This is a genomic window from Variovorax sp. GW821-FHT10D07 (assembly GCF_059415325.1).
This window is the reverse complement of record NZ_JBWKMZ010000010.1, coordinates 21,161-47,106: the sequence shown is the minus strand read 5'-3', so window position 1 is coordinate 47,106 and position 25,946 is coordinate 21,161. Positions and strand designations below refer to the sequence as shown.

Here is a 25,946-nt window from a genome sequence, read left to right as displayed (position 1 = left end):
GTGAAGTTTTCGTGACATGGTGCAGTCGCGCCGTGGCTTCGCTGTCATAGCTCGGTAGACCACGAGGCCGCGGGCCTCGCGGCATCGATCGAGCAACGCAACACGAACCCATGGAAGTCCGCATGCAACGCAGCAGCAGCACGGTGTCCCGGCGCAACGAGAGCAGCCCCTTTTCCTTCACTCCCCAGATCCGGCCGCGGCCGCTGGTGCATGCCATCGCGCTGATGCTGGCCGCGGGCGCCACGGTGCCCGCCGCGCATGCGCAGCGCGCCTTCAGCGCCGGCTGGATGGCGCAGAAGAACATGGCGCAGAGCACCGCGCTGGCCACCGGCCGGCTGCCCAACGGCATGCCGGCCTCGGCGCTGGTGAGCCCGCAGGCGCAGCAGCAGCGCGCGGGCGAGCAGCTGCAGCGCTCGATCGGCAACCTGAACCTCGCGGCGCGCGGCATCGCGGCCCAGCAGGCCGCGCAGGAAGCGGCGCGGCGCACGGCCATCGCCAGCGGCCAGGGCGTGCCCGACGGCCTGGCCGAGGGTGGCCTGCGCGTGGACACGGCCAGCCTCACGGCAGGCTGGGCCAATGCCAACGCGCCGGTGGAATCGCACAACGGCGGCCAGACGCAGGTGACCATCGCGCAGACCGCGCCGCAGGCGATCCTCAACTGGGAGACCTTCAACGTCGGGCGCAACACCACGCTGAAGTTCGAGCAGCAGCCGAGCTGGGCCGTGCTCAACCGGGTCAACGATCCGCAGGCGCGGCCCTCGCAGATCCAGGGCCGGATCCAGGCCGACGGCACGGTGATGGTGGTCAACCGCAACGGCATCGTGTTCAGCGGCAGCAGCCAGGTCGACACGCGCAACCTGGTGGCCTCGGCCGTCGGCATGAGCGATGCGCAGTTCAAGAAGGGGCTGTACAGCGAAGCCCAGGGCACGAAGTTCGTTCCGAGCCTGGCCAACGACCTGCAGACCACGGCCAACAGCTTCAGCCATGGCGCGGCCACGGGCGACGTGGTGGTCGAGGCCGGCGCGCGCATCGCGACGCGCCGCCCCGAGACGGTGACCGAGGCCGGCGGCTACGTGCTGCTGGCCGGCCGCGAGGCGCACAACCACGGCCAGATCAGCACGCCCAACGGCCAGGTCATGCTGGCCGCGGGCGATGCCTTCGTGATCCGCAAGGGCCTGGGCACCGACGAGAACCAGGCCTCGACCACGCGCGGCAACACCATCACGCCGCTGCGCCTCGAGGGCAGCGCCGCCGGGCTGGTGCGCAACACCGGGCTGCTGCAGGCGGAGCAGGGCGACATCACGCTCACCGGCCGCGACGTGCGCCAGCAGGGCGTGGCGGTGTCGACCACCTCGGTCCACACGCGCGGCACGGTGCACCTGCTCAACGACACGGCCGACGCCGCGGGCAAGGTGACGCTCGAGACCGGCAGCGTGACGGCGATCCTGCTCGACGAGAGCGCGACCACCGCGCTCGACGTGCAGCGCAACGCGATGATCAAGGACTCGGACAAGGCCGGCGACGGCGTGGCGCACCGGCGCGACCAGTCGCTGGTGCGCATCGCCAGCGGCGGCGAGGTCGAGTTCCTCGGCGACTCGCTCACGCTGGCCACCGGCGGCCAGGTGCTGGTCGATGCCAAGCGCAGCAGCGTGCGCGAGGGCGCGCGCATCGACGTGGCGGGCGCGGTCGGCGTGCGCGTGGCGATGGAGGCCAACAACGTCGAGATCAACGTGCAGGGCAACGAGCAGCGCGATGCGCCGCGCAACCGCGACGGCCGCGCGCTGTTCAACAACAACATCTGGCTCGACCGGCGCTACCTGGTGCGCGTGCCCGCGGGCACCAACGGCTACGAGACCGACCGCTGGTACACGGCCGGCGGCCTGCTCGAGGTCGGCGGCTACCTCGGCATCGCGGGCCACGGCATCGGCGAATGGTCGGCGCAGGGCGGCACGGTGCAGTTCGGCGGCGGCGAGCTGCGCACGGACAAGGGCTCGAGCATCAACCTCGCGGGCGGCACGCTCGACGTGCAGACCGGCAAGATCCGCCAGACCTGGCTCAAGGGCTCGGACGGCCGGCTCTACGAAGCCTCGCGCGCGCCCGGCGACCTGCTCTACACCGGTCTCTACAAGGGCTTCGAATCGGAGCACAAGCGCTGGGGCGTGACCGACGCCTTCTACAACCCGCTGATCGGCGCCAAGGAGCGGCTCGAGAACGGCTACACGGTGGGCCGCGACGCGGGCCGCCTGGTGGTGGCGACGGCCAAGGCGACGCTCGAGGGCGACATCGACACCAGCGCCTTCCAGGGCCAGGGCCAGACGCAGGCGCGCGACAAGTCCTTCGACGGCTATCGCCAGGCCCAGACCGCGGTGGCGCTGCGCGGACAGCTGATCGTCGGCAAGCAGACGCCGGTCTACGACAAGGCGACCGAGGGCCTGCGCTACATGGAGGACGCGGTGGCGCAGCGCATCGCCATCGGCGGCGCGGCCGAGGAGGGGCTGGACCTCCACCTCGACGCCGGCTGGCTCGACGCGCTCGAGCTCGGCGCGCTGCGCCTGCATGCCACCGACACCATCGCGGTGCGCGAGGCGGTGCGCGTGGCACCGGGCGGCGACATCGCGCTGCATGCCACGCAGGTGCAGGTCGACGCGGGACTCGAAGCGCGCGGCGGCAGCATCGCGCTGGGCAACGTGTTCCAGAAGTGGAGCGCCAGCCTCGGCTGGGTCGACCGCCTCGCGGCGCCGCTCAAGCCCGAGCTCGCGGCCGGCGTGAAGATCGCCGACAACGTGCTGCTCGATGCGCGCGGCCTGTGGTCCAACCTCGCGCTCGACCGCGCGGGCACGGCGGGCGTGCCCTTCGTGGCGGGCGGCAGCATCCGCGTGCAGTCCAGCGGCGACGTGGTGCTGTCGCAGGGCGCGGTGCTCGACACCTCGGCCGGCGCCATCTACCGCGCCGACCACAGCGTGCAGGGCGGCCGCGGCGGCGACATCGCGCTGGCCGCCAATGCCTACCAGGCCGGCACCGTGGGCCAACCGGTCGGCGAACTGGTGCTCGGCGGCGCGCTGCGCAGCCAGGGCATGAAGGGCGGCGGCACGCTGCGGCTGCAGTCGGGCGGCGCGGTGGTGATCGGCGGCGAGATCGCGGGCGGCCGCGGCGTGCTGGCCGCGGGCGAGGTCGCGCCGATCGACCTGATCGCGAGCGAGGGTTTCGTGGTGAACGCCGGTGCCACGCTGCCGGCCGACTTCAGCTACATGCGCACGCGCGCCCAGCCCGGCGAGGCACTGGGCGCCGGGCCGCTGGTGGACCGCGCGCGGCCCGAGACCCACCTGACGCTGGCCGCGAGCTGGACCCCACCGAAGCCCATCGGCAACAACGACAGCTACGTGCTGCAGACCGCGGCCGGCCAGTCCTACTCGATCTATTCGTGGAGCCAGGTGCCGACGCTGCCGGCCGGCACGGTGATCATCGGCCTCGCGAACCAGTCCGGCAGCGGCTTCCCGAGCCGCTACGTGGTGTCGCCCGAGGTGTTCCCGCAGGGCATGGGCATCCAGCCGACCGCGGCCATGCTCCCGGCCGGCACCGCGGCGCCGCGCGACCTCGAGTTCGCGGCCGGCACGCGCATCGCCGTGGGCGCGCGCTTCGACCGCGACGTGGCGGTCGGCCGCGTGCTGCATCTCGATGGCGAGCTGCTGCGCACGGGCTTCTCGCGCTACGAGCTCATCGGCCACCAGGGCCTCGCGGTCGCGCCGGGCGCCGCGCTGCGCGTGGAGATGCCGGTGCAGCGCGCCGACACCACCGCCGCGCGCAGCCTGCCCACGGGCGCCGACACCGCCGGCGTGTTCCAGACCTGGCTGCCGCCCGAATACACCGAGAACGCGGCCAAGGGCCTGCTGACGCAGCGCCAGGGCGCCGACCTGCAGCTCACGGCCGGCTGGGGCTACGGCTCGCTGGCCCCGCTGGACGTGGGCCGCGACGCGCGGGTGCAGGTCGATGCCGGCCGCGCCATCACGCTCGTCGGCAACGGGCAGCTCACCATCGACGGCACGCTGCGCGCCGCGGGCGGGCGCATCGAGCTGCAGACCTTCGGCTATGGCTCCGACGGCGCCTCGTCCAAGGGCCATGACCGCTCGATCTGGCTCGACGACCACGCGGTGCTCGACGTGTCGGGCGAGGCCCGCATCGCGACCGACCTGCGCGGCCGGCGCTACGGCCTGGTCGGCGACGGCGGCAGCATCCAGATCGGCGGGCGCTACAACGCCAGCGCCACCAGCACGGTGGGCGCCGACAACTTCATCGTGGTGCGCCCCGGCGCGCGGCTCGAGGCCTCGGGCACCAGCGCGACGCTGGACCTGCCGCTGGCCGGCGCCACGGCGGTCGCCTCCGACGGCGGCCTGATCTACCTGAGCAGCTTCAACGGCCTGTTCATCGACGGCACGCTGCACGCCGCGGCGGGTGGCGCGGGCGCGGCCGGCGGCACGCTGGGGCTGACGCTGGAGGCGCCGGCCTATCCCGAGGCCAACGCGCCCGACGCGCGCGTGCGTTCGCTGCGCGAGATCAAGGTGGGTGCGCAGCAGGGCCCCGACTCGCTGCGTGCCGACCTGCGCCCGGGCCAGGCCGATGCCGCGCTCGCCTACGGCCGTGCGCGCATTGGCGTCGACCGCATCGAGGCCGGCGGCTTCGACAGCCTCTCGCTGCTGGTCAACGGCGTGATCAGCTTCGAGGACGGCGTGAACCTGCGGCTCGGCCAGGCCCTGCGCATGACCTCGGGCAGCTTCAGCCTCGCGCAGGGCTCGGGCGACGGCTCGCAGGTGCTGCTGGCGGCGCCCTATGTGCGCCTCGGGGGCAACACCGGCCTGGGCCGCGACAGGTACATCCTGCCGATCCCGGTCAATCCGCGCGTGCCGCGGCTGGCCGCCGGCTCGGGCCTGCGCATCGAGTCCTCGGTGCTCGACGTGATCGAGACCGTGGCCTTCGGCACCGCGGGCGCCCAGCCCGAGCTCGAGGGCAACGTGCAGGTCGAGCGCGACGGCTTCGAGCGCCTCGAACTGCGCAGCCAGGGCGACCTGCGGCTGCAGGCCTCGCTGGTGCGCGACCGCACCTCGCTCGAGACCGCGGGCGACCTGGTGCTCGCGGCCAGCCAGATCTATCCGGCCACCGGCGCGCGCGCCGAGATCCGTGCCGGCAAGAGGGGCGAGTTCGATACCTGGGGCAACTACAAGAACCTCTACGACACGGCGCGCAGCCTGCGCGTGGAGCGCATCGGCGAGGGCGAACCCGCCGTGCCGTACTCGGCCTTCGGCTCTCTGCTGCTGATGTCGGCCAACGTCGACCAGGGCGGCGTGGTGCGCGCGCCGCTGGGCAGCGTGACGCTGGGCCGTCCCGAGGGCCAGGCCGAGGACCTCGCCTCCACGGTGCTGCTGCGCGCCGGCAGCATCACCTCGACCAGCGGCGCCGGCCTGGCCATGCCCTACGGCGGCACCAAGGACGGCCTGACCTATGTCCACAACGGCCTCGATGCCGGCTACGTGGGCATCGGCGGCTCGGCGTCGGCCTTCGGCGGCGTCACGCTGCTCGGCGAGCGCATCGACGTGCAGGGCGGGGCGCTCATCGACCTGTCGGGCGGCGGCACGCTGACCGGCGCGGCCTTCCTCTCGGGCCGCGGCGGCTCCACCGACGCGCGGCTCAACCCGCTGGTGCAGAGCGGCACCGGCCGCGCGGCCTTCGTGCTGCCGGGCCTCGCGACCAACCCGGTCTACGCCATCGTGCCGGGCGCGCAGCCCGGTGCCGCGCCGATCGCGCCCGAGAAGGGCGCGGGCGACCCGATGGTCGGGCGCCAGGTCACCATCGGCGCGGGCGTGCCGGGCCTGCCGCCGGGCACCTACACGCTGCTGCCCTCGACCTATGCGCTGCTGCCGGGCGCCTTCCGCGTCGAGCTCAACGGGCTGGCGAGCGGCCAGGCGGCCTTCGGCGCCACGCAGGCGATGCGCAACGGCTCCTTCAGCACCGCGGGCCGGGTCAGTGTCGCCAACACCGGCATCCTCGACGCGCTGACCACGCAGCTGGTGGTGACGCCGGCCGACCTGCTGCGCACCTATTCCCAGTACAACGAGACCAGCTATGCCCAGTTCGGCCTCGACTGGGCCGCGCGCGACGGCGTGCCGCGCCCGCGCCTGGAACGCGACGCGGGCCGGCTGACGCTGACCCCGGGCATCAAGCCGATGGAGGACCGCGGCATCCGCATCGCCGAAGGCACGGTGCGGCACGCGGCCGCGCCGGGCGGCTTCGGCAGCGAACTGGTGGTGAGCGGCAGCACGCGCATGTTCGAGATCGTGGCCGCGGGCAAGGGGCCCACCGAGGGCTTCACCGGCGTCACGCTCGACGCCGGCATGCTCAACGGCATCGGCGCGGGCACCATGGCGATCGGCGGTGCGCCGCAGTCGCGCTTCGAGTCGGAGCGCAACACCCAGTCCTCGTACCTCGCCGGCTTCGGCACGGCCTACCAGGCCGCCAGCGGCATCGTGCTGCGCGAAGGCGCCGTGCTGTCGGCGCCGCAGGTGTTCCTGGTCGCGGGCCAGCGCGACGGCGGCATCGTGCTCGAGCAGGGCGCGGCCATCGACACGCTGCGCCGCGGCCCGGTCTCCTGGGACTCGAAGGCCGGCTACGTCTTCAAGCCCGGCGATGTGTCGGTGCTCGCGGTCTCCAACGGCTGGCTCGACATGCTGGCCCCGAGCCTGAGCACCGACACCCGCTACGGCCAGGGGCCGATCCGCATCGGCGTGTGCGGCGGCAGCGTGCGCTGCGGCGGCACCACCACCCTCTATGCCGAGGGCACGATCACGGCCGCGACCGACCGCGCCTTCGAGCTCGGCGACTCGGTGCGCTACGGCGCGCGCAACCTGGTGCTGGCCGTGGGCGGCATCAACGTCGGCAGCGCCGAGGCGCTGGAGCGCGCCCGCGCGGGCGGTGCGCTGCCCGCGGGCATGACGCTCAACCAGCAGGTGCTCGACCGCCTGCTGCGCGGCGACACCAGCACCGGCGCACCGGCGCTCGAGAACCTGGTGCTGACCGCGCGCGACTCGGTCAACTTCTACGAATCGGTGCGGCTGTCGACGCTGTCGTCCGCCAACGGCCAGCCCTCGCTGGCGCAACTGGTGCTGACCACGCCGGCCATCTACGGCCATGGCGGCGCCGGCGACGTGGCGCGCATCGAGACCGACACGCTGGTGTGGAACGGCTCGGCCTCGCCGGCCGGTGGCGTGATGAGCGGCGGCGCCGGCACCGGCAGCGGCCGGCTCGAGGTGGATGCGCGCGAGATCGTGTTCGGCTACGCGGCCCAGACCCAGCCCAAGTCGGTGATCTCGCACGACCGCCTGACCTTGGGCTTCGGCACGGTGGCGCTGAACGCCAGCGAACGCATCACGGCCAACCACCGCGGCAGCCTCGGCGTCTACCAGTCGCAGGGGGCCTGGAACGACAGCACCAAGGCCTTCGACCGCAGCGGCGGCGAGCTGCTGATCACCACGCCGCTGATGACCGGCAAGGCCGGCTCGGTCAACGACATCCGCGCGGGCGGCCGCATCGCGGTGACGGCGCCCGAGGGCGCGGTGGCACCGGCGGTCGGCGCGGTGGCGCCCGAGGCGCTGGGCGCCGAGCTGCGGCTCGACGCGGGCGGCCAGCTGCGCTTCGACACCACGGTGCTGCTGCCCAGCGGCAAGCTGAGCCTGGTCGCGCAAGGCGACCTGCTGCTGGGCGAGCGTTCGATGCTCGACCTCGCGGGCCGGCGCGTCGATTTCTTCGACGTCAGCAAGTACGGCTGGGGCGGCGACCTGGTGCTCGAAAGCCGCGCCGGCAACATCGCGCAGGCGGCGGGCGCGCGCATCGACCTGTCGGCGCGCAACAACCGCGCGGGCCGCCTCGATGCCTTGGCGCTCGATGCCGGCGCGGGCACGATCGACCTGCGCGGCGCCATCGCGGCCGGCAGCAGCGGCGCCTACGACGCGGGCGGCACGCTGGTGCCCTACGCAGCCGGCGACATCGAGCTGCGCGCACAGACCATCGCCGACTTCCAGGGCCTCAACGCGCGCCTCAACGAGGGCGGCGCCTTCGGCGTGCGCAGCTTCCAGCTCAAGCGCGGCGACCTGGTGGTCGGCGACGAGCTCAAGGCGCGCGAGATCAACCTCTCGGTCGACGGCGGCCGGCTCACGGTCGAAGGTCGCATCGACGCCAGCGGCGAGCAGGCCGGCAGCATCCGGCTGGCCGCGCGCGACGGCGTGTCGCTCGCGGGCACGGCGGTGCTCGATGCCAGCGCCAGCGTGCTGCGGCGCGACAGCTACGGCCAGGCCATCGACGCGCCCAACCGCGCGGTCATCGAGCTCGATGCCGGCAGCGGCACGCTCTCGATCGCCAGCGGCGCGCGCATGGACCTGCGCGTGGCCGGCGCCGCGAAGGACTACGGCACGGTGGCGCTCAACGCACCGCGCCGCGGCGCCGACGACGTGGCCATCGAGGCCGCGGGCAGCATCGTCATCCAGGGCGCGAAGTCGGTCGCGGTCAATGCCTTCGTCACCGACAAGAGCGCGACGAAGGGCACCGACAAGAGCGTCGACGGCCGTACCTACCAGGTCATCGACCAGGCCTACCTCGACCGCCTGCATGGCCAAAGCGAGACCTTCATCGAGGCCGCGCTGCGCAACGGCGCGCTGATGAACGGCCGCCTCGCGGGCCTGCGCGCGCAGGGCGAGCGCTTCCACCTGCGCCCCGGCGTGCAGATCGTGACCGACGCCGTGATCAACCCCGACGGCGACCTGCACGTGGACGGCGACATCGACCTCTCGGGCCACCGCTACGCGAGCGTGAACCCGCGCACGCAGAAGACCCTGGCCTACGGCTCGGGCGAACCGGGCGCGCTGGTGATCCGCGCGCCGGGCAATCTCGAGGTCTTCGGCAGCATCAACGACGGCTTCGACGGCTCGCGCCTGGTGCGCGGCGCCACGCCCGACGACAAGGGCTGGATCCTGCCGAGCGGCCGGATTCCCTTCGGCGGCGACCTCGTGATCCCGCACGGCGGCCTGGTCACGCTCGACACCGGCACCGGCTTCGAGCAGGGCCGCACGCTCAACTTCGACCTGCCGGCCGCCGCCGTGACGCTGCCCTCGGGCACGCAACTGCCGGGGGCGATGGTGCTCGACCAGCCGCTGACCGTGCCCGCGGGCCTGGTGCTCGGCGCGGACGTGCGCGACGCCGCGGGCAAGCTGCTGCATGCGGCCGGCTCGGTGCTGGGCGAGCCCGTGACGCTGCCGGCCGGCACGCGCCTGGCCGCGGGCTTCCGCCTGCCGGCCGCGGTGCGCATGGCCGCGGGCATCTGGCCCGCGGGCGTGCCGCTGCCGGTGGGCATGTCGCTGTCGCGCCCGCTCGCGCTGGCCAAGGGCGCGGTGGTGCCCTCGGAAACCCAGGTCAAGCTGCCGGGCGGCGTCGAGATGATCAACCTGCGGCCCGCCGATGCCGACGGCAACCAGGGCCGTACCTGGGCGCTGGCGCCGATGCTGCCCGCGGGCTCGCTGTCGTGGGACCTGCGCCTCGTGGCCGGCGCCGACCTCGGCGCGGCCGACACCCGCCTCGCGCAGCCGCACGCCACGGGCCGGCTGCAGCTGGCCGACACCCACTTCGGCCTCGGCGCGAAGGTCAGCGACGTGCCGGGCACGGGCTCGCCGGCCACCTACTTCTGGGGACCGGACGCGGGCGAGAAGCTGGTGATCGACTTCTTCGGCGAGTACGTGCTGAGCTTCCAGATCGTTCCGGGCACGCCGATGACGCCCGAGCAGGTCGACGAGCTGCGCATGTGGGGCATGGTCGTCAACGACCCCGCCGAAATGAACGACTACGGCTACGGCGCATACGCCACCGTCGACAAGCCGGCCGTGCCGCCGGACCGCGTCGCGGCCTACCACCCGGCGCGCGAGCAGCTGTTCAGCGTGCTGCGCACCGGCACCGGCGACCTCGACCTGGTGTCGGGCGGCGACCTCACGCTGCGCTCGCCCTACGGCGTCTACACGGCCGGCACCGCCACCGCGCCCGGCGTGGGCGGCGCGGCCGATCGGCTCTACGACCAGGCCCGCGGCCTGCTCAAGGACGGCTCGATCCTGTTCCCCATCGAAGGCAAGCCCTACGAGCACCTGATCGACGGCGGTGCGCGCAGCCTCTACGCGGCCTGGTATCCGGAGCAGGGCGGCAACCTGCTGCTGCGCGCCGGCGGCGACCTGCGCGGCGACCTGGTCGGCAGCGGCGGCAGCCCGCGCCAGGGCTTCGAACTGTCCGAGATGCGCGGCCAGATCGGCTCGACCGCCACCGGCACCTGGCTCTGGCGCCAGGGCAGCGGCAGCGTCGCGACCGGCGCCGACGCGCGGCCCGCGGCCTGGTGGATCAACTTCGGCACCTACGTGGTGGGCGCGAACGGCGAGTACTACCCGTACGGGGGCAACAGCTACACCAACGACCCCTACCTCGTGGGCTTCACCGGCTTCGGCACGCTGGGCGGCGGCAACCTGGTGGTGGAGGCCGGGCGCGACGCCGGCATGATCGGCCCGCGCGGCGAGGTCTACTTCAACGACGGTCCGCTGCGCAGCTACACCACGCGGGTGCCGCGCAGCGAAGGCCTGCACCTGGCCGTGGCCAGCACCGGCCGCATGACGCCCGGCGGCGAGCTCGTGCTCACGGGCGGCGGCGACCTCGACCTGCGCATCGGCGGCACCCTGAACCCGAACGCGACGCTGCGCAGGAACGAGCACGACCTCAACAGCACGCTGGTCAACCTGCGCGGCGCGCTGCGCGTGCAGGCCGGCGCCATCGGCGGCATCGACGTGGGCGTGGGCACGCGCGACCAGCTCGACTCGCGCGGCGGCGACCCCTACAGCGCCGGCCGCGCCGGTGCCAGCGGCGGACCGGTGCTGGTGCTCGGCGACTCGGCGGCGCGGCTGGACGCGCGCGGCGACCTGGTGCTCGGCGGCGTGGCCGACGCGGGCCGCACCAAGCTGCTCAACGCCACGCCGTTCGGCTACCAGGGCAAGGAATACACGGGCCAGGGCTACAGCTGGTTCTCGCTGTGGACCCCGGCCACCGGCGTGGACCTGTTCAGCGCCGGCGGCAACCTCACGCCGACCACCGCCTGGGGCGAGGGCGCCGTGGCCGAGGACGTGGTGAACGCGCGCCGCGACACCAACGTCGGCGCGACCTACCAGGGCCATTTCTATCCGTCGATCCTGCGCGCGGTCGCGGCCAGCGGCAGCCTCTACTACGGCGTGGGCACCGCGAACCTGCTGGCCAACAACGGCGCGGCCTTCACGCGCACCGAGTTCGGCCTCACGCTCTCGCCGGCGCCGCAGGGCGAGCAATACACCAACGTCACCGGCAAGGGCGTGCTCGAACTGCTGGCGCGCGACTCGATCCAGGCCAGCGGCTATGCGATCACCGCGTCGACCGCCGACCCGGCGGCGCTCACCAGCCCGTTCCGTCCGGGCTTCATGGGACTGATCGCCTACACCGGCGGCGGCCCCTACGGCCTGAGTCCGATGCTGGTGCACAACCTGCATCCGTCGGTGGTCAACGAGCGGACCGACTGGCTCGCGAACTCCAGCGGCCGCTATGCGAACGCACCGCTGTTCACCTTCGCGAGCCAGGCCACCTCGGCCTATGCCGCGACAGGCCAGGAGCCGGCGCGCTACTACGCGGTGGAAGGCGACATCGTTGGCCTGCGCTTCGGCCAGATGGCGAGCCTGGGCCACCTGGGCCGCGAAGGCACGCGCTACGACGGCTCGATCCCGGTGGCGGTGCGCGCGGGCCGCGACATCACCGACTCGGGCACGCGCCTGGGCCAGAAGGACACCATCGGCGAGGGCCGCGGCAACCTGATCTCGCACGGCCTGGCCGACGACATCTCGGTGGTCGAGGCCGGCCGCGACATCCGCCACAGCAGCTTCTACGTCACCGGCCCGGGCCTGCTCGAGGTGACGGCCGGGCGCGATCTCTACTTCGCCGACCGCGGCGAGGTCAAGACACTGGGCGCCGTGGTCGACGTGAAGCCCGGCGACCGCAGCAGCGGCGCCAGCGTGGCGGTGTCGGCCGGCATGGGCGCGGGCGCCGACTGGCAGGCCTTCGCGAAGCGCTACCTCGATCCGGCCAACCTGGCCGATCCGGGCCAGCCGCTGGCCGACCAGCCGGGCAAGGCCGTGGCGGTCTACAACGGCGCGCTGTCGCTCGCGCAATGGCTCGTGCGCGAATTCGGCTACGACGGCGACGAGGCCGGCGCCCCGGCCTTCCTGGCGCGCAAGCAGGTGGAGCTCGACCGCGAGCGCCAGCAGGCGCTCTCGCGCGGCGACAGCGCGGCCAACCGCTCGCTGGCGCGCGAGTACAAGGTCGAGAGCCGGCTGCACCTGGTCAACTGGCTCACGGAGCGCTTCGGCGGGGCCAACCGCCTCGGCCTGCACTTCGACGCCGCCACCATGGACGCGCGCGCCTTCTTCGCGGCGCTGCCGGCCGAGCAGCAGCGTGCCTTCCTGCGCAACGTCTATTACGCCGAGCTCAAGGCCTCGGGCCGCGAATACAACGAGGAGGGCGGCAAGCGCCGCGGCAGCTACCTGCGCGGCCGCGAGGCCATCGCCACCCTGCTGCCCGACACCGATGCCGAAGGCCGCCCGCGCAGCTACGAGGGCGACCTCACGCTGTTCAGCAGCGCGATCTACATCGACGGCTACGTGGTCAGCAACGGCGTCGGCAAGGACCGTCCGACGCCGGGCAAGACCTACATCACCAAGGCCGAGTGGGAGGCGCTGGGCAGCCCGGCCTACGACGTGAACTTCTACGACGTGCTCGACGCCGGCATCCACACCCAGTTCGGCGGCGACGTGCACGTGATGACGCCGGGCGGGCGCACGCTGGTGGGGGTGGACGGCGGCTTCGTGCCGGGGCCGGGCTCGGGCGTGATGACGCAGGGGGAGGGCGACGTCAACATCTACGCCCACGGCAGCATCCTGATGGGCCAGAGCCGCATCTTCACCACCTTCGGCGGCAACATCCTGGGCTGGTCGGCCGAGGGCGACATCAACGCCGGGCGCGGTGCCAAGACCACGGTGGTCTACACGCCGCAGCGGCGCGTCTACGACGGCGTGGGCAACGTCACGCTGTCGCCCAACGCGCCGACCACCGGCGCGGGCATCGCCACCCTGAACCCGATCGCCGAGATCCCGCCGGGCGACATCGACCTGATCGCGCCGCTGGGCACCATCGACGCGGGCGAGGCCGGCATCCGCGTCTCGGGCAACGTCAACCTGGCGGCGCTGCACGTGGTGAATGCCGAGAACATCCAGGTGCAGGGCAAGTCCACCGGCATCCCGGTGGTGGCGGCGGTCAACGTCGGCGCGCTCTCGAACGCCAGCGCGGCGGCCGCGCAGGCCGGCATCGCGGCGCAGGACTCGCTGCAGCGCGAGCGCGCCGAGGCGAGGAAGGCCTTGCCCTCGGTGTTCACGGTGCGGGTGCTGGGCTTCGGCAACGAGGCGCCCGAAGGCGCGCCGGCCGGCAACGGCGGCGCGCGCGAGCGCGGCACCACCGGCGCCGCCTACGACCCCAAGGGCGTGGTGCAGGTGCTCGGCGCCGGCGCGCTGAGCACCGCGCAGATGCAGTCGCTGACGCCGGGCGAGCGCCGCAACCTCAAGCAGTAGCACGAAGGACCACGCGGCATCCGCCGCGTCATTCCAGCAAGGGCCTCCCGCGTGGAGGCCCTTCTTCTTATGTGCGGCGACGACCCCGTGCAGGACCCGTCCGACTTTTCTTGATGAAGTTTTCGTGACAAACGACAGTCGCCGCGCTTGCCGGGCGTCTAGGAAACGTACGCAGCGGCGACATGAAGGCTCTCCACCATGGGCCGCTGCCGAGCGAGCTTCATCCTTGAGAACCGAGCTGGAAATGCATGACTTGAAGAAGAACGCCCCACCGATGTGCTGGAGAGCGGTGTGGCTGGCAGTGCTGGCGCTGAGTGCGCACGGGGTCGCGTCGGCGCAAGCCGCGGACACCGCGCCGGCGGCCGCCGCACCCGCCGACACCCAGGCCCCGAACCAGAACCCGCCCCCCGCGGCCGCGGCAGCTGCCGCGCCGGCCGCACCCGAACGAAAGGTCGACGTCACCGAATACATCGTGCGCGGCAACACCGCGCTGGACGCTCGCGCGATCGAGAAGGCGGTCACGCCCTTCCTCGGTCCCGAGCGCACCCTCAAGGACATCGAGGGCGCACGCGACGCGCTGCTCGCCGCCTACCAGGCCGCCGGCTACCAGTCGGTCTACGTGGACCTGCCCGAACAGCAGGTCGCGCAGGGCGTGGTGTTCCTGCAGGTCAGCGAGACCCGCGTCGGCCGCGTGCGCGTGGTCGGCGCCGAGTACAACTCGCCGCTGGACGTGCGCGACCAGGTGCCCGCGCTGCAGGAGGGCACCGTGCCCGACTTCAACAAGGCCCAGTCGCAGCTCGCCGCGCTCAACCGCGGTCCGAAGCGGCAGGTGATGCCGCTGGTGCGCCAGGGCGCGATGCCCGGCACCATGGACGTGGACCTCAAGGTCGAGGACCAGAGCCCGTGGCGCGCCAGCGTCGGCCTGAACAACGACTACAGCGCCGACACGCGCAAGCTGCGCGCCTCGGCCTCGATCGGCCACGACAACCTGTGGCAGCTCGGGCACAGCGCCTCGATCAGCTTCTTCGGCGCGCCGCAGGACCTGAAGCAGACGCAGGTGGTGTCGGCCTCGTACCTGGCGCCGCTGCCGAACAGCAACTGGTCGCTCGAGGGCTCGGCCTTCTGGTCCGACAGCAACGTGGCCACCGTGGGCGGCACCGACGTGCTCGGCAAGGGCCACTCGCTCGGCATCAAGGCCACCTACACGGTGCCCAATGCCGGCAACTGGTGGCATTCGTTCAGCGCCGGCGTCGACCTCAAGAACAACCGCGAGGCGCTCACGCTCAAGAACAGCAGCGACGAGGTGCCGCTCAAGTACGCGCCGATCACGCTGTCGTACTCGGGCCTGCGCCAGACCGAGAAGAGCCAGTACGGCGTGGGCGTGTCGCTGGTGGTGGGCACGCGCAGCTTCTTCAGCTACGGCAGCGACCAGGCGCAGTTCGACTACAAGCGCTACAAGTCCTCGCCGAGCTTCATGGTGCTGAAGACCGACCTCAACGGCAGCTACACCTTCGAGGGCGGCTCGCAGCTCGCCTTCCGCGTCAACGGCCAGATGACCGACTCGCCGCTGGTGTCGAGCGAACAGATCGCCGGCGGCGGCATGAACTCGGTGCGCGGCTATCTCTCGGCCGAGGCCACCGGCGACTACGGCGTGGTCGGCTCGGTCGAATGGCGCACGCCGCCGCTGACCTGGCTCAACCCCTGGGTCGAGGGCTGGCGCGCCTATGCCTTCTTCGACGGCGCGCGTCTGCGCCTGAAGAACCCGCTGCCCGAACAGGCCGACCGCTTCGCGCTCGCCTCGGTGGGCCTGGGCACCACCTTCAAGGTCGGCCAGTACTTCTCGGGCCGCATCGATGTCGGTCGTCCGCTGAAGGACGGCCCGCGCACGAAGAAGGGCGACACGCAGGTCAATTTCAGCATCAACGCCAGCTACTGATCACCGAACCCGAATCCGAACGCGGCAACGCCACTTTCAAGAATTTTTTTCCACGAGCTTTCCGGAGAACCCCTGTCATGCGACGCTTTCTTTTCCTCGCGCTCACGCTGTTGAGCACGCTCCTGCCGGGCCTGGCCCATGCATGGTGGCAGCCCGAATGGGCCTATCGCAAGCCGATCACCGTGGACGGCGGCCCGCAGGCCGGCGCCATCGGCAGCGACGCCGGCCGCGTGCCGGTGCTGGTGCGCCTGCACACGGGCAACTTCAAGTTCGAAGGCGTGAGCGAGACCGGTGCCGACCTGCGCTTCGTGGCCGGCGACGACAAGACCGTGCTCAACCACCAGATCGAGCAGTTCGATCCGCTGCTGGGCATCGCGCTGGTCTGGGTCGACGTGCCCAACGTCTCGGCCGGCACGCCGCAGAAGCTCTGGATGTACTACGGCAACCCCAAGGCCCCGGCCTCGGGCAACGGCCAGCGCAGCTTCGATCCCGACTACACGCTGGTCTACCACTTCGCCGAAGGCGCGGTGCCGCCGCGTGACACGACCGCCTACGGCAACAACGGCCAGACCCCGACCGTGCCGGCCGAAGGCACGGTGATCGGCAAGGGCGCGCAGTTCGCCGGCGCCCCGCTGATGCTGCCCGCCACACCCTCGCTGGCACTGGCCGCCGGTTCCAGCTTCACCTTCTCCGCCTGGGTGCGGCCCGACCAGCTCGGCGCGCGCCAGGTGATCTATGCGCGCCGCGACGGCGCGGGCGAACTGCTGGTCGGCATCGACCAGGGCGTGCCCTTCGTGCAGGTCAACGGCCAGCGCAGCACCCCGGCGCAGCCGGTGCAGGCCGGCCAGTGGTCGCACATCGCGGTCAAGGCCGAGGGCGACAGCGTCGCGCTGTACGTCGGTGGCCGCCCCGCGGTGTCGCTGGCCGCGCGCCTGCCGGCGCTGAACACGGCCGCCGCGCTCGGCGCCGATGTGGCCGCCACGCCGGTCGCACCGGCCGCCGGCCAGAACGCTCCCGCACCCGCCGCCTGGGCGCCGTTCACCGGCGCGATCGACGAAGTGCGCCTGTCGAAGGTCGCTCGCGGCGATGCGCTGCTGCTGGCCGACGCCGTCTCGCAAGGCGCCGAATCGCGCCTCACGGCCTTCGGTGCCGACGAGCAGCAGGCCGGCAAGAGCCACTTCGGCTTCATCCTGGCCGCGATGCCGCTGGACGCCTGGATCGTCGTCGGCCTGCTGGGCCTGATGATGGTGCTGTCGTGGGCCATCATGATCGGCAAGGGCCGCAGCTACGGCGCCACCTCGCGCGCCAATGCCCGCTTCATCGAGCACTTCCGCGAAGCCGCCGGCGCCCCGCTGGACCGCCTCGCGATCAGCAACACCGTGTCGCAGGAAGTCCGCAACGACTCCTCGCTGTGGCGCCTCTACCAGGTGGCGATCGAAGAGATGCGCCGTCGCCACGAACGCGGCTATGACCTGAGCGCCGTGTCGAGCGCGACCATCGGCGCCATCCGCGCCGCCATGGACGGCGTGATGGTGCGCGAGACCGAACGCATGTCCAAGCGCATGAACTGGCTCTCGACCACCATCGAAGGCGCGCCCTACGTCGGCCTGTTCGGCACCGTGATCGGCATCATGCTGGTGTTCGTGGTGGCGGCGATGGCCGGTGCCGTGGACATCAACTCGGTGGCACCGGGCATGGCGGCCGCGCTGCTGTGTACCGCCGCCGGCCTGGGCGTCGCGATCCCCGCGCTGTTCGGCTACAACTGGCTGGCCTCGCGTTCGGACGCCATCGGCGCCGACATGGCGGTGTTCGTCGACGAGTTCGTGACGCGCCTGGCCGAAGAGCAGGGCGAGGGCAGGTCGGTGCCCGCGGCCGTGGCGGCCCAGGGCGGCGCGCGCCGCACGGCCGACGACAACGCGGCACGTGGCGGCTGGACCTCGCCGGCACAGGTTCCGGCCTGAGGCGACGCACATGCCCAACGCAGCCAAGTTCGCCGTGCGCAAGCGCACCGGCGGCATCAACATCACGCCGTTCGTGGACGTGCTGCTGGTCGTGCTGGTGATCTTCATCCTCACCAGCAACGCCAGCATCCCGGGCATCAAGGTCGACCTGCCGAAGGCCAGTTCCTCGGTGGCGCTGGAGAAGCCCAAGACCAAGGCCATCACGATCGACAACGCGGGCAACGTGTTCCTCGACGCCTACCCGGTCTCGCTGCCGGAGCTCGAGGAGCGCCTGCGCACCGAGAAGGCCCTGTCGCCCGATTTCCCCGTCATCGTGCGCGGCGATTCGAGCGTGCAGTACGCCAAGGTGGTCGACGTGCTGGACCTGCTGCGCCGCATCGAGCTGAACCAGATCGGCCTCGTGACCGGCAAGCAGAAGTGAGGACCGGCGCGTGAAACCTCGCGATCCGACTTTCGCCTTCGAGGGCCGCGCCGCGGCCGGCGGCGGCGCGCCTGCCGACGCGCACGCGCTGTGGCGCCGCTGGGGCGGCTGGGCCATCGGCACGGTGCTGCTGGCGCTGCTGGCGGCGCTCGTGTGGTATCTGCTGGCCGACACCGCGAGCCAGAAGCGCGTGGTGGCCGACGCTCCCACGCTGATGCTGCCGCCGCCACCGCCCCCGCCGCCCGAACCCGAGAAGCTGCCCGAGCCCGAGCCGGAAAAGATCAAGCCGGTGACCGAGCCCGAGCCCAAGCCGATCGAGCCGCTGGAGCCACCGAAGGACGACACCCCGCCCAGTCCCAACAAGGACCTCGGCGACCCCGTGACCATGGACAGCGCCGCGCAGGCGGGCAGCGATGCCTTCGGCATCCAGGCCGGCAGCGGCGGCGGCATGAGCGGCACCGGTGCCGGCGGCGGCCTGGGCAGCGGCTCGTTCTCGCGCTATGCCGCGAGCGTGCTGCAGCAGGCGCTGCTGCGCGACCCGCGCACCCGCAACCTGGGCTTCGACGACATCCAGATCGACATCTGGCTCGACGCCGAGGGCCGGACCACGCGGGCGCAACTGGTGCGCGGCACCGGCACCACCGACATCGACGAAGCGGTGCTGGCAATGGTGCGCGGCCTCGAGCGCTTCGACGAGAAGCCACCGGCCTCGCTGCGCTTCCCGATGCGCGTGTCCATGAAGGGGCGCCGGCAGTGACGCACGCCGAAGCCCCGCCCATCCCCCCATTCAATCCTGTGAACGAAGCGATGAACCCCTCCAAATATTCCCCAGCCCGACGCCTCGCGCCGGCCCTGCGCCAGGGCGCGCTGGCCGCCGCGGTGGCCGCGGCCTTCGCGCTGGCCGCGGGCGGCGCGGCCGCCCAGTCGGCCCCGGCCGGACCGGCCGGCGAGACCGCCATGGTCAAGCTGATCCGCGGCCTGATCCAGAGCGGCACGCTCGCCAAGGACGTGGGCGAGGCGCTGCTGGCGCAGGCCCAGGCCGAAGCCATGGCCTCGCAGCAGGCCCAGCAGCGGCTGGCCGCCGTGTCGGCCGGTGCCGTGGCCGGCGCCAGCGCCGGTGGCCTGCGGCTCGAGCCGGGCGACGTGCGCGTGCCCTACATCTCGCAGACCGTGCGCGACCAGATCCGCGACGAGGTCAAGGCCCAGGTCATGGCGCAGGCCAAGGACGAAGGCTGGGCCGCGCCCAACGAAACGCCCGAGTGGAGCAAGCGCATCCGCTTCGAAGGCGACGTGCGCGTGCGCAACGAGTCGCGCAGCTATGCGGGCAACAACAGCAACATCGAGATCAACTGGCCCGACCTCAACAAGAGCAGCGGCTACGACGTCAACCCCAACACCAACCTCGCGCTGCCCTCGCTGCTCAACACGCGCCAGGACCGGCGCAACCTGTTCCGCGCCCGGGCCCGCGTGGGCATCTTCGCGGACCTCAGCGAGAACACCAAGGCCGGCGTGCGCCTGGCCTCGGGCAGCGACGACAACCCGGTCTCGACCACCCAGACCCTGGGCGGCGGCCTGAGCAAGAAGAGCGTCTGGCTCGACCAGATGTGGATCTCGCACAAGCCGGTCGACTGGCTCACCGTCACGGGCGGCCGCTTCGGCAACCCCTTCATGTCGACCGACACGCTGTTCTCGAGCGACCTCAACTTCGACGGCATCGCGTTCCAGTTCGACAAGGCGCTGGCGAGCAACAAGGACCTGTCGCTGTTCGGCACGGTGGGCCTGATCCCGCTCGAGTACTCCTCGGACAACGCGCCCAGCCGCAGCCAGGACAAGGCCAAGAGCGAGAACAAGTGGCTGTTCGGCGCGCAGGTCGGCGCCGACTGGAAGATCGACGACGACAACCGCCTGCGCGGCGCCCTCGCGTACTACAACTTCCGCAACATCAGCGGCAAGGTCTCCGAGCCCTGCGCGCTGTACGCGGGCGCCGACGGCTGCAGCACCGACTGGTCGCGCCCGGCCTTCATGCAGAAGGGCAACACGCTCATGCTGCTGCGCGACATCTCGCTCGACCCGCTCAACCCGGCCGGCACGCCGCAGCCGCAGTACGTGGGCCTGGCCTCGAAGTTCCGCCTGGTCGACCTGAACATGCGCTGGGACACCAAGGTCGCGGGCAACAACCTGCGCCTGGACGCCAACTTCATCCGCAACACCGCCTACGACGCCAACGACATCTGGCGCCGCGCGGGCATCCGCGGTGCCATCGTCAACAACTTCGGCAACACCGGCGGCACCACCCAGGCCGACTACAAGAGCGGCGGCAACGCCTTCATGCTGCAGGCCACCTACGGCCGCCCGGCACCGGCCGCGCGCGGCGACTGGAACGTGCTCGCGGGCTACAAGCGCATCGAACCCGATGCGCTGCCGGACGGCTACAACGACTCGACCTTCCATGGCGGCGGCACCAATGCGCGCGGCTACTTCCTCGGCGGTTCGTACGCGTTCGACAAGAACCTCTGGTTCACCGGCCGCTGGATCTCGACCAAGGAGGTCTATGGTCCGCCGCTGTCGATCGACACGCTGCAGCTCGAACTCAATGCGCGCTTCTGAGGACGTCGCCGTGGCCCGATCCCATTTCAAGACCCCAGCGCTCGTCCTGGCGCTCGCCTTCGCCGGTCAGGCCGGCCTGGCCGGCGGCGCGCACGCCCAGGGCGCACCGGCCGCGGCCGGTGCGCAGAGCATGGAAGAGCGGCTGCGTGCGCAGCTGCGCATCACCACCTCGCAGCTGCAGCAGGCGCAGAACGAGCTGGCCGCGCTCAAGGCCGGCAAGCCGGTCGCCGCGGCACCGGGCGCAGCCGCGCCCGCACCGGCGGCCGAAGTCGAGGCGCTGCGCAAGGACCTGGCGCGCGCCCAGTCCCAGCTCGCCGGCGAGCGCCAGGCGCGCGAGCAGGCCAGTGCCGGCGTCGAGCAGATCCGCCAGCAGGCGCAGGCTGCGGCCGAGAAGTCCGGCGGCCAGATCGCGCAGTTCCGCAGCGCCTACGAAGAGTTGCTGCGCACCGCGCGCGCTTCCGAAGCCGAGCGCCAGCGCCTGCTGGCCGAGACCGGCACGCAGCGCACCGCGCTCACCCAGTGCGAGGCGAAGAACACGCAGCTCTATGCCGTGGGCCAGGAGGTGCTGCGCGCCTACGAGACCATGGACATGGGCAGCGTGTTCGCCGCGCGCCAGCCGTTCGCGGCCCAGAGCCGCGTGAAGTTCGAGCAGATCGCGCAGCAGTACGGCGACAAGCTGTACGAAGGCCGCTTCGACGCGCGCGCCGTCAATGCACCCAAGCCGGCCGAGGCCGCGGCCACGCCGCCGGCCGCCGCCGCATCGGCACCCGCCGCGAAGTGAGCGGCCAGAAGGAACCCAGCCCATGAACCCGAAGAAACCCCTTGCTCCCGCGCGCCTGCGCACGCTGGTCGCGCTGCTGCTGGCCTCGTCGGCCTGCCTCGGCGCCGCGGCGCAGCAGATCGCCGCGCCCGGCGGCGCGCCGGTGGTCGCCCGCCTGGGCGACCTCACCGTGCGCCAGGACGAGGTCGAGAAGCTGCTGCAGGCCTTGCCCGATGCCGAGCGCGCGGCCGTCAAGGACAACCGCGCCAGCGTCGAGGGCTGGCTGCGCCAGCGGCTGCTCGGCGAGGCGCTGCTGAAGGAGGCACGCGACAAGGGCTTCACCGACAAGCCCGAGGTCAAGGCCAAGATCGACGCCGCGGTGCGCGAGCTCACGGCCCGCATCGTGACCACCGGCTACCTCGAGTCGGTGAGCCAGGTGCCGGCGGGCTATCCGTCGGATGCCGAACTCACCGCCGCCTACGAGCAGGGCAAGGCCGGCTTCAACCTGCCGGCCACCTACCGCGTGGCACAGATCTTCCTCGCCACCCCCGACACCGCGCCCGCGGCCGTCGCCAAGGTGCGCGAGGAAGCCCAGAAGCTGGCGCGCGAGGCGCGCGGCACCGACTTCGCGGCGCTCGCACGCGCGAAGTCGCAGGACAAGAGCAGCGCCGAGCGCGGCGGCGAGGTCGGCAACCTGCCGCTCGCGCGCATGCTGCCCGAGGTGCGCGACGCCGTCGGCAAGCTCAAGACCGGCCAGGTCGGCGACCCGGTGCAATCGGCCGCCGGCTTCCACGTCGTGAAGCTGCTCGAGAGCCAGCCCGCGCGCACCGCCACGCTCGACGAGATGCGCCCGCAGCTGCAGGCCGCGCTGCGCCAGCAGCGCCAGCAGCAGCTGATCCAGGCCCACCTGGCGCAGCTCGCGCCGGCCACGCAGCTGAGCATCGATGCCGCCGCGCTCGACGCCGCGCTGCGCAAGACCAACTGAACCGCCTTCCACAACCAACAACCACCATCCACAGACAGGGAACCTCATGACGAACACCCCGACCGACACCACCACCGCTACGCCCGCCGAGGCCCTCGACCTGCTCGACGCGGTCACGCCCGAACAGGTCTCCGACGCCATCAAGGCCGCCGGCGCCGCCGTCTCCACCATCGAGCAGGACGGCGTGGTCCGCCTGCACAGCGCCAGCCACGGCATCGGCTTCCAGGTGCTGTGGGGCAATCCCGTCACCACCACCCAGTACACCGACTTCACCTTCAGCTGCCCGCTGCACGTGCAGGGCGGCACGCTGCCCGAGGCCGTGCTGGCCGCCTGGCACCGCAGCAAGCGCTTCGCGCGCGTCGCGCAGCACGGCGACTTCGTGGTGCTCGAGATGGACGTGGTGGTCGCCGGCGGCGTGACGCCCGCGCACCTCGCGTTCAGCGCCCGCCTGTGGATGCAGATGATGGGCGAGTTCTTCCTGCACCTGCGCAACTACGGCCCGGCCGCCGCCACGCGCGGCGATGCCGCCAACGGCGCAGCGCCGGCCGCTGGTGCCGCCGACCGGGTCGAAGCCGCCGCCTGAGCGCGCGCCGAACGCATCCCAGCGCGATGCCCGACAGCCTTCGTTCCGGGGAGTCCTTCGACGGCCACGACTCGCCGACGCTGCGCGCGATCCACGCCACCGCGCGCCAGGTGCAGCGCGCGCGGCGCGCGGAGACCGTGCGGCTGCGGCAGCGCGAGGCGCTGCTCGACATGCTCGCGCGCGTCATGGCCGACCTGCACATCACCAACGCCGAGCTCAACGCGGCGCGGCGCGCGCTCGCGCCGACGCGGCCGAAGTGAAACGCACGGCGCGCGTCACGCCGCCGTCAAACTTTCTGCCTAGCATCGCCTCCGAACAACGGCCGCGCCGCGGTGCCGCCGCTTCGCTCCCTTCCTCCGAAATGGCATGAGCATGTCCCGCGTATGGCAACCACGGTCCCGTCGGCCGGTGCGCTCGCACTGGCGGGGTGCATGGCGTTCCTGAACCCGATCGCCGCCGCAGAACCTGCGTTGCCATCCACTCCCTCGACGATGCCGTCCGCCGGACTGCTGCGCTTCGACCTGCGCGTGCAGCCGCTGCAGGGCGCGCTCGATGCCTATGGCGCGCTCACCGGGCGCTCGGGCTTCTACACGGCCGAGTCGATCGCGGGACGCAGCAGCGCGGCGGTGCAGGGCCGCTACACGCCCGAGGTGGCGCTGCAGCGGCTGCTCGAGGGCACCGGCCTCGCGATCCACTACACCGCGCCCGATGCCTTCGTGCTCGAACCCGGCGCGCCGGCAACCACTGAAGCACCGGCCGAAGCGGCGCGCGCACCGGGGCCCGACGACGGGCTGGTGCAGGCACGCGTCAACGAGGCCTTCTGCGGTGACCCGCGACTGGCCACGGGCGATTTCCGCGCGGCGCTGCGTTTCGGCCTCGACGCGCAGGGCCGCGTGGTGCGCCCGCTGCTGCTCGGGTCCACCGGCGATGCCGCGCGCGACCGCGCGGTGCTCGCGGCGCTGGCCGATGTGCAGCTGGGCCGGCCGCCGCTGGCCGGCGCCGAGCAGCCGCCCTACGTGATGCTGATCGCGCCGCGCGCGGAGGGCGGTGGCTGGCGCTGCGATGCGCGCATGGGGGCGGCACGGTGAGCGGTTCCAGCTTCGGCATGCTGCGCGACTACCTGGTGGGCCGTTACGACGACCTCAAGCGCCGGCTCACGCTGCAGCTCGGCAGTGCCGACCTCGCGGGCGATGCGCTGCAGGACACCTGGCTGCGGCTGCAGGCCGGCGCCACCGAGGCGCAGGACCCGCGCGAGCCCGTGCAGTACCCGCTGAGCTACCTGATGCGCATGGCCACCAACGTGGCGCTGGACCGCATCCGCGCCGAGGCGCGCTTCATGAACGGCGAGGAGGTCGAGCAGGTGTTCGCCGAGCTCAGCGATCCCGCGCCCGGCCCGGCGCAGGAGGCGCTGGGGCGCTCGGAGCTCGCGCAGCTGGCCGCGATCATCGAGGAGATGCCGCCGCGCCGGCGCCACGTGCTGATCCTGGTGCGCGTCGACGAGATGCCGCGCCAGGAGGTGGCCGACCGGCTCGGCGTGTCGCTGAGCCTGGTCGACCGCGAACTGCGGCGCGCGCACGAGTACATCGTGGAGCGCACGCGATGAAATTCCTCGCCGCCGCCGTGCAGTTCCGGGCCGCGACAAACGTCTGGAAGAAGAGGGCGCCGCGCGCAGGCGCGCCGCGGCCCGGTGTTGGTTCCTTGCGAGGCCGTTGAACGTGTCCGATTCGTCCCCCATGCCGCCGCGCGATGCCGAGGCCCTCGAGCGCCAGGCCCATGCCTGGGTGCAGCGCCTGGCCTCGGGCAGCGCGCGGGCCCGCGATGCGCGCGCGCTCAAGCGCTGGTGCGCGCTCAGCGAAGCCCATGCCCAGGCCTTCGGCCGCGCCTACCGGCTGTGGCGCGACATGGCCGGCGCGGCCGCGCTGGCCGGTGCCGACGATCCCGCACTCGCGGCCTTGCGGGCCGCGCCGCGGTCGGCAGCGCAGCCCGTGCGCACGCTGCCGCGCCGCGCCTTCCTCGGTGCCGGCATCGCCACCGCGGCGGTCGCGGCCGGCGTGGTCGTCATGCATCCGCCGCTGGGCCTGTGGCCCGCGCCCGAGAGCTGGCAGGCCGACTACCGCACCGGCACCGGCGAGCAGCGCAGCCTCGCGCTCGCGCCCGACCTCACGGTCGAGATGAACACGCGCAGCAGCATCGCGCTGCAGGCCGCGCAGGGCGAGACCGCCGGCATCGAGCTGATCGGCGGCGAGGTCGCGGTCGATGCCATGCGGCGCGGCCGGCCCTTCACCGTGAGCGCGGCGCTCGGGCGCATCGAGGCCGTCGACGCGCGCTTCGAGGTGCGCCACACCGATGCGCGCAGCGTCTGCGTGCGCTGCCTCGAAGGCCAGGTGCGCGTGACGCTCGGCGCCGAGTCGCTCGCGCTGCGCGCCGCGCAGGAACTGGTGTACGAGGGCCGCCAGCCGCAGCCGGTGCGCAGCATCGAGGCCGGCGAGCGTTCCGATTGGCGCGAGGGCGTGTTGCGCTTCCAGCGCACCGCGCTCGCGCAGGTGGTCGACGAGATCAACCGCTACCGGCCGGGCCGCGTGATGCTGCTGGGCAGCGGGCTCGCGGGCAAGCCGGTCAGCGGGCGCTTTCATATCCACGACCTCGACAAGGCGCTGGCGCAGATCCAGCGGCTGTTCCGGCTCGAGCTCACAGCCTTGCCAGGCGGCATCGTGATCCTGCACTGAGGCGGCATTCTTCGCCGCCGATGCGCGGCGAGGTGTACAGCTTTCGTCGTCGGCATTCGTCTATGGGCAAAGCCATCGCATGGCTTCCTGTCCATTCGAAACGCCACTGAAAGATTCCTGTCATGCCGCCCCTCCATCCTGCCCCGGTGAAGCCCGCGTTCCCCGCACGCCCTGGCCGCCGCACCGGACCGCGACGCCTCGCACCCCTGGCCCATGCCGTCGCCGTCGTCATCGCGGTCGGCGCGGCAGGCGCGGCGCATG

The 25,946-nt window shown here is 72.5% G+C and carries 13 protein-coding genes; all 13 read left to right on the top strand.

Annotated elements, in window-relative coordinates; translation table 11 throughout:
- Positions 1–122: 122 nt before the first annotated feature.
- The 13 genes from AC07PU_RS26080 (at position 123) to AC07PU_RS26020 (ending at position 25,685) form a co-directional block, all read left to right on the top strand.
- Positions 123–13,706, top strand: a complete 13,584-nt coding sequence (locus tag AC07PU_RS26080) for a filamentous hemagglutinin family protein (RefSeq protein ID WP_495321462.1) — start codon at positions 123–125, stop codon at positions 13,704–13,706.
- 244 nt (positions 13,707–13,950) lie between these two features.
- Entirely contained in the window at positions 13,951–15,642 is a 1,692-nt protein-coding gene (locus AC07PU_RS26075; RefSeq protein ID WP_093341877.1) for a ShlB/FhaC/HecB family hemolysin secretion/activation protein, read from the top strand.
- Positions 15,643–15,719: 77 nt separating this feature from the next.
- Positions 15,720–17,603 carry a DUF2341 domain-containing protein gene (locus AC07PU_RS26070; RefSeq protein WP_093341878.1) on the top strand — a complete coding sequence of 628 codons (1,884 nt, stop codon included), beginning with the start codon at positions 15,720–15,722 and terminating at the stop codon, positions 17,601–17,603.
- Positions 17,604–17,613: 10 nt separating this feature from the next.
- On the top strand, positions 17,614–18,024 hold the full coding sequence (locus AC07PU_RS26065) for an ExbD/TolR family protein (RefSeq protein ID WP_057590202.1): 411 nt from the start codon (positions 17,614–17,616) through the stop codon (positions 18,022–18,024).
- 10 nt (positions 18,025–18,034) lie between these two features.
- Positions 18,035–18,781: an energy transducer TonB family protein gene (locus AC07PU_RS26060; protein WP_256222422.1), complete on the top strand. Its 747-nt coding sequence runs from the start codon at positions 18,035–18,037 to the stop codon at positions 18,779–18,781.
- Between the two features lie 50 nt (positions 18,782–18,831).
- Complete coding sequence (locus AC07PU_RS26055; RefSeq protein ID WP_093342445.1) at positions 18,832–20,631, top strand: putative porin; 1,800 nt, start codon at positions 18,832–18,834, stop codon at positions 20,629–20,631.
- A gap of 10 nt (positions 20,632–20,641) precedes the next feature.
- Positions 20,642–21,412 carry a hypothetical protein gene (locus AC07PU_RS26050; RefSeq protein ID WP_495321461.1) on the top strand — a complete coding sequence of 257 codons (771 nt, stop codon included), beginning with the start codon at positions 20,642–20,644 and terminating at the stop codon, positions 21,410–21,412.
- Positions 21,413–21,434: 22 nt separating this feature from the next.
- Positions 21,435–22,376, top strand: a complete 942-nt coding sequence (locus tag AC07PU_RS26045; protein ID WP_495321460.1) for a peptidylprolyl isomerase — start codon at positions 21,435–21,437, stop codon at positions 22,374–22,376.
- A gap of 46 nt (positions 22,377–22,422) precedes the next feature.
- Positions 22,423–22,959, top strand: a complete 537-nt coding sequence (locus tag AC07PU_RS26040) for a YbjN domain-containing protein (protein WP_495321459.1) — start codon at positions 22,423–22,425, stop codon at positions 22,957–22,959.
- A gap of 26 nt (positions 22,960–22,985) precedes the next feature.
- The gene (locus AC07PU_RS26035; protein WP_093341882.1) at positions 22,986–23,219 is read left to right on the top strand and encodes a hypothetical protein; all 234 of its coding nucleotides are present in this window, start codon (positions 22,986–22,988) and stop codon (positions 23,217–23,219) included.
- Positions 23,220–23,450: 231 nt separating this feature from the next.
- Positions 23,451–24,047 (top strand): secretin and TonB N-terminal domain-containing protein, encoded by a 597-nt coding sequence (locus AC07PU_RS26030; RefSeq protein ID WP_495321458.1) that lies wholly within the window; start codon positions 23,451–23,453, stop codon positions 24,045–24,047.
- Positions 24,044–24,562: an RNA polymerase sigma factor gene (locus AC07PU_RS26025; protein ID WP_218159363.1), complete on the top strand. Its 519-nt coding sequence runs from the start codon at positions 24,044–24,046 to the stop codon at positions 24,560–24,562. The genes AC07PU_RS26030 and AC07PU_RS26025 overlap by 4 nt, the downstream gene beginning before the upstream one ends.
- A 112-nt stretch (positions 24,563–24,674) precedes the next feature.
- Positions 24,675–25,685, top strand: a complete 1,011-nt coding sequence (locus AC07PU_RS26020) for a FecR family protein (RefSeq protein ID WP_495321457.1) — start codon at positions 24,675–24,677, stop codon at positions 25,683–25,685.
- Positions 25,686–25,946: the final 261 nt, after the last annotated feature.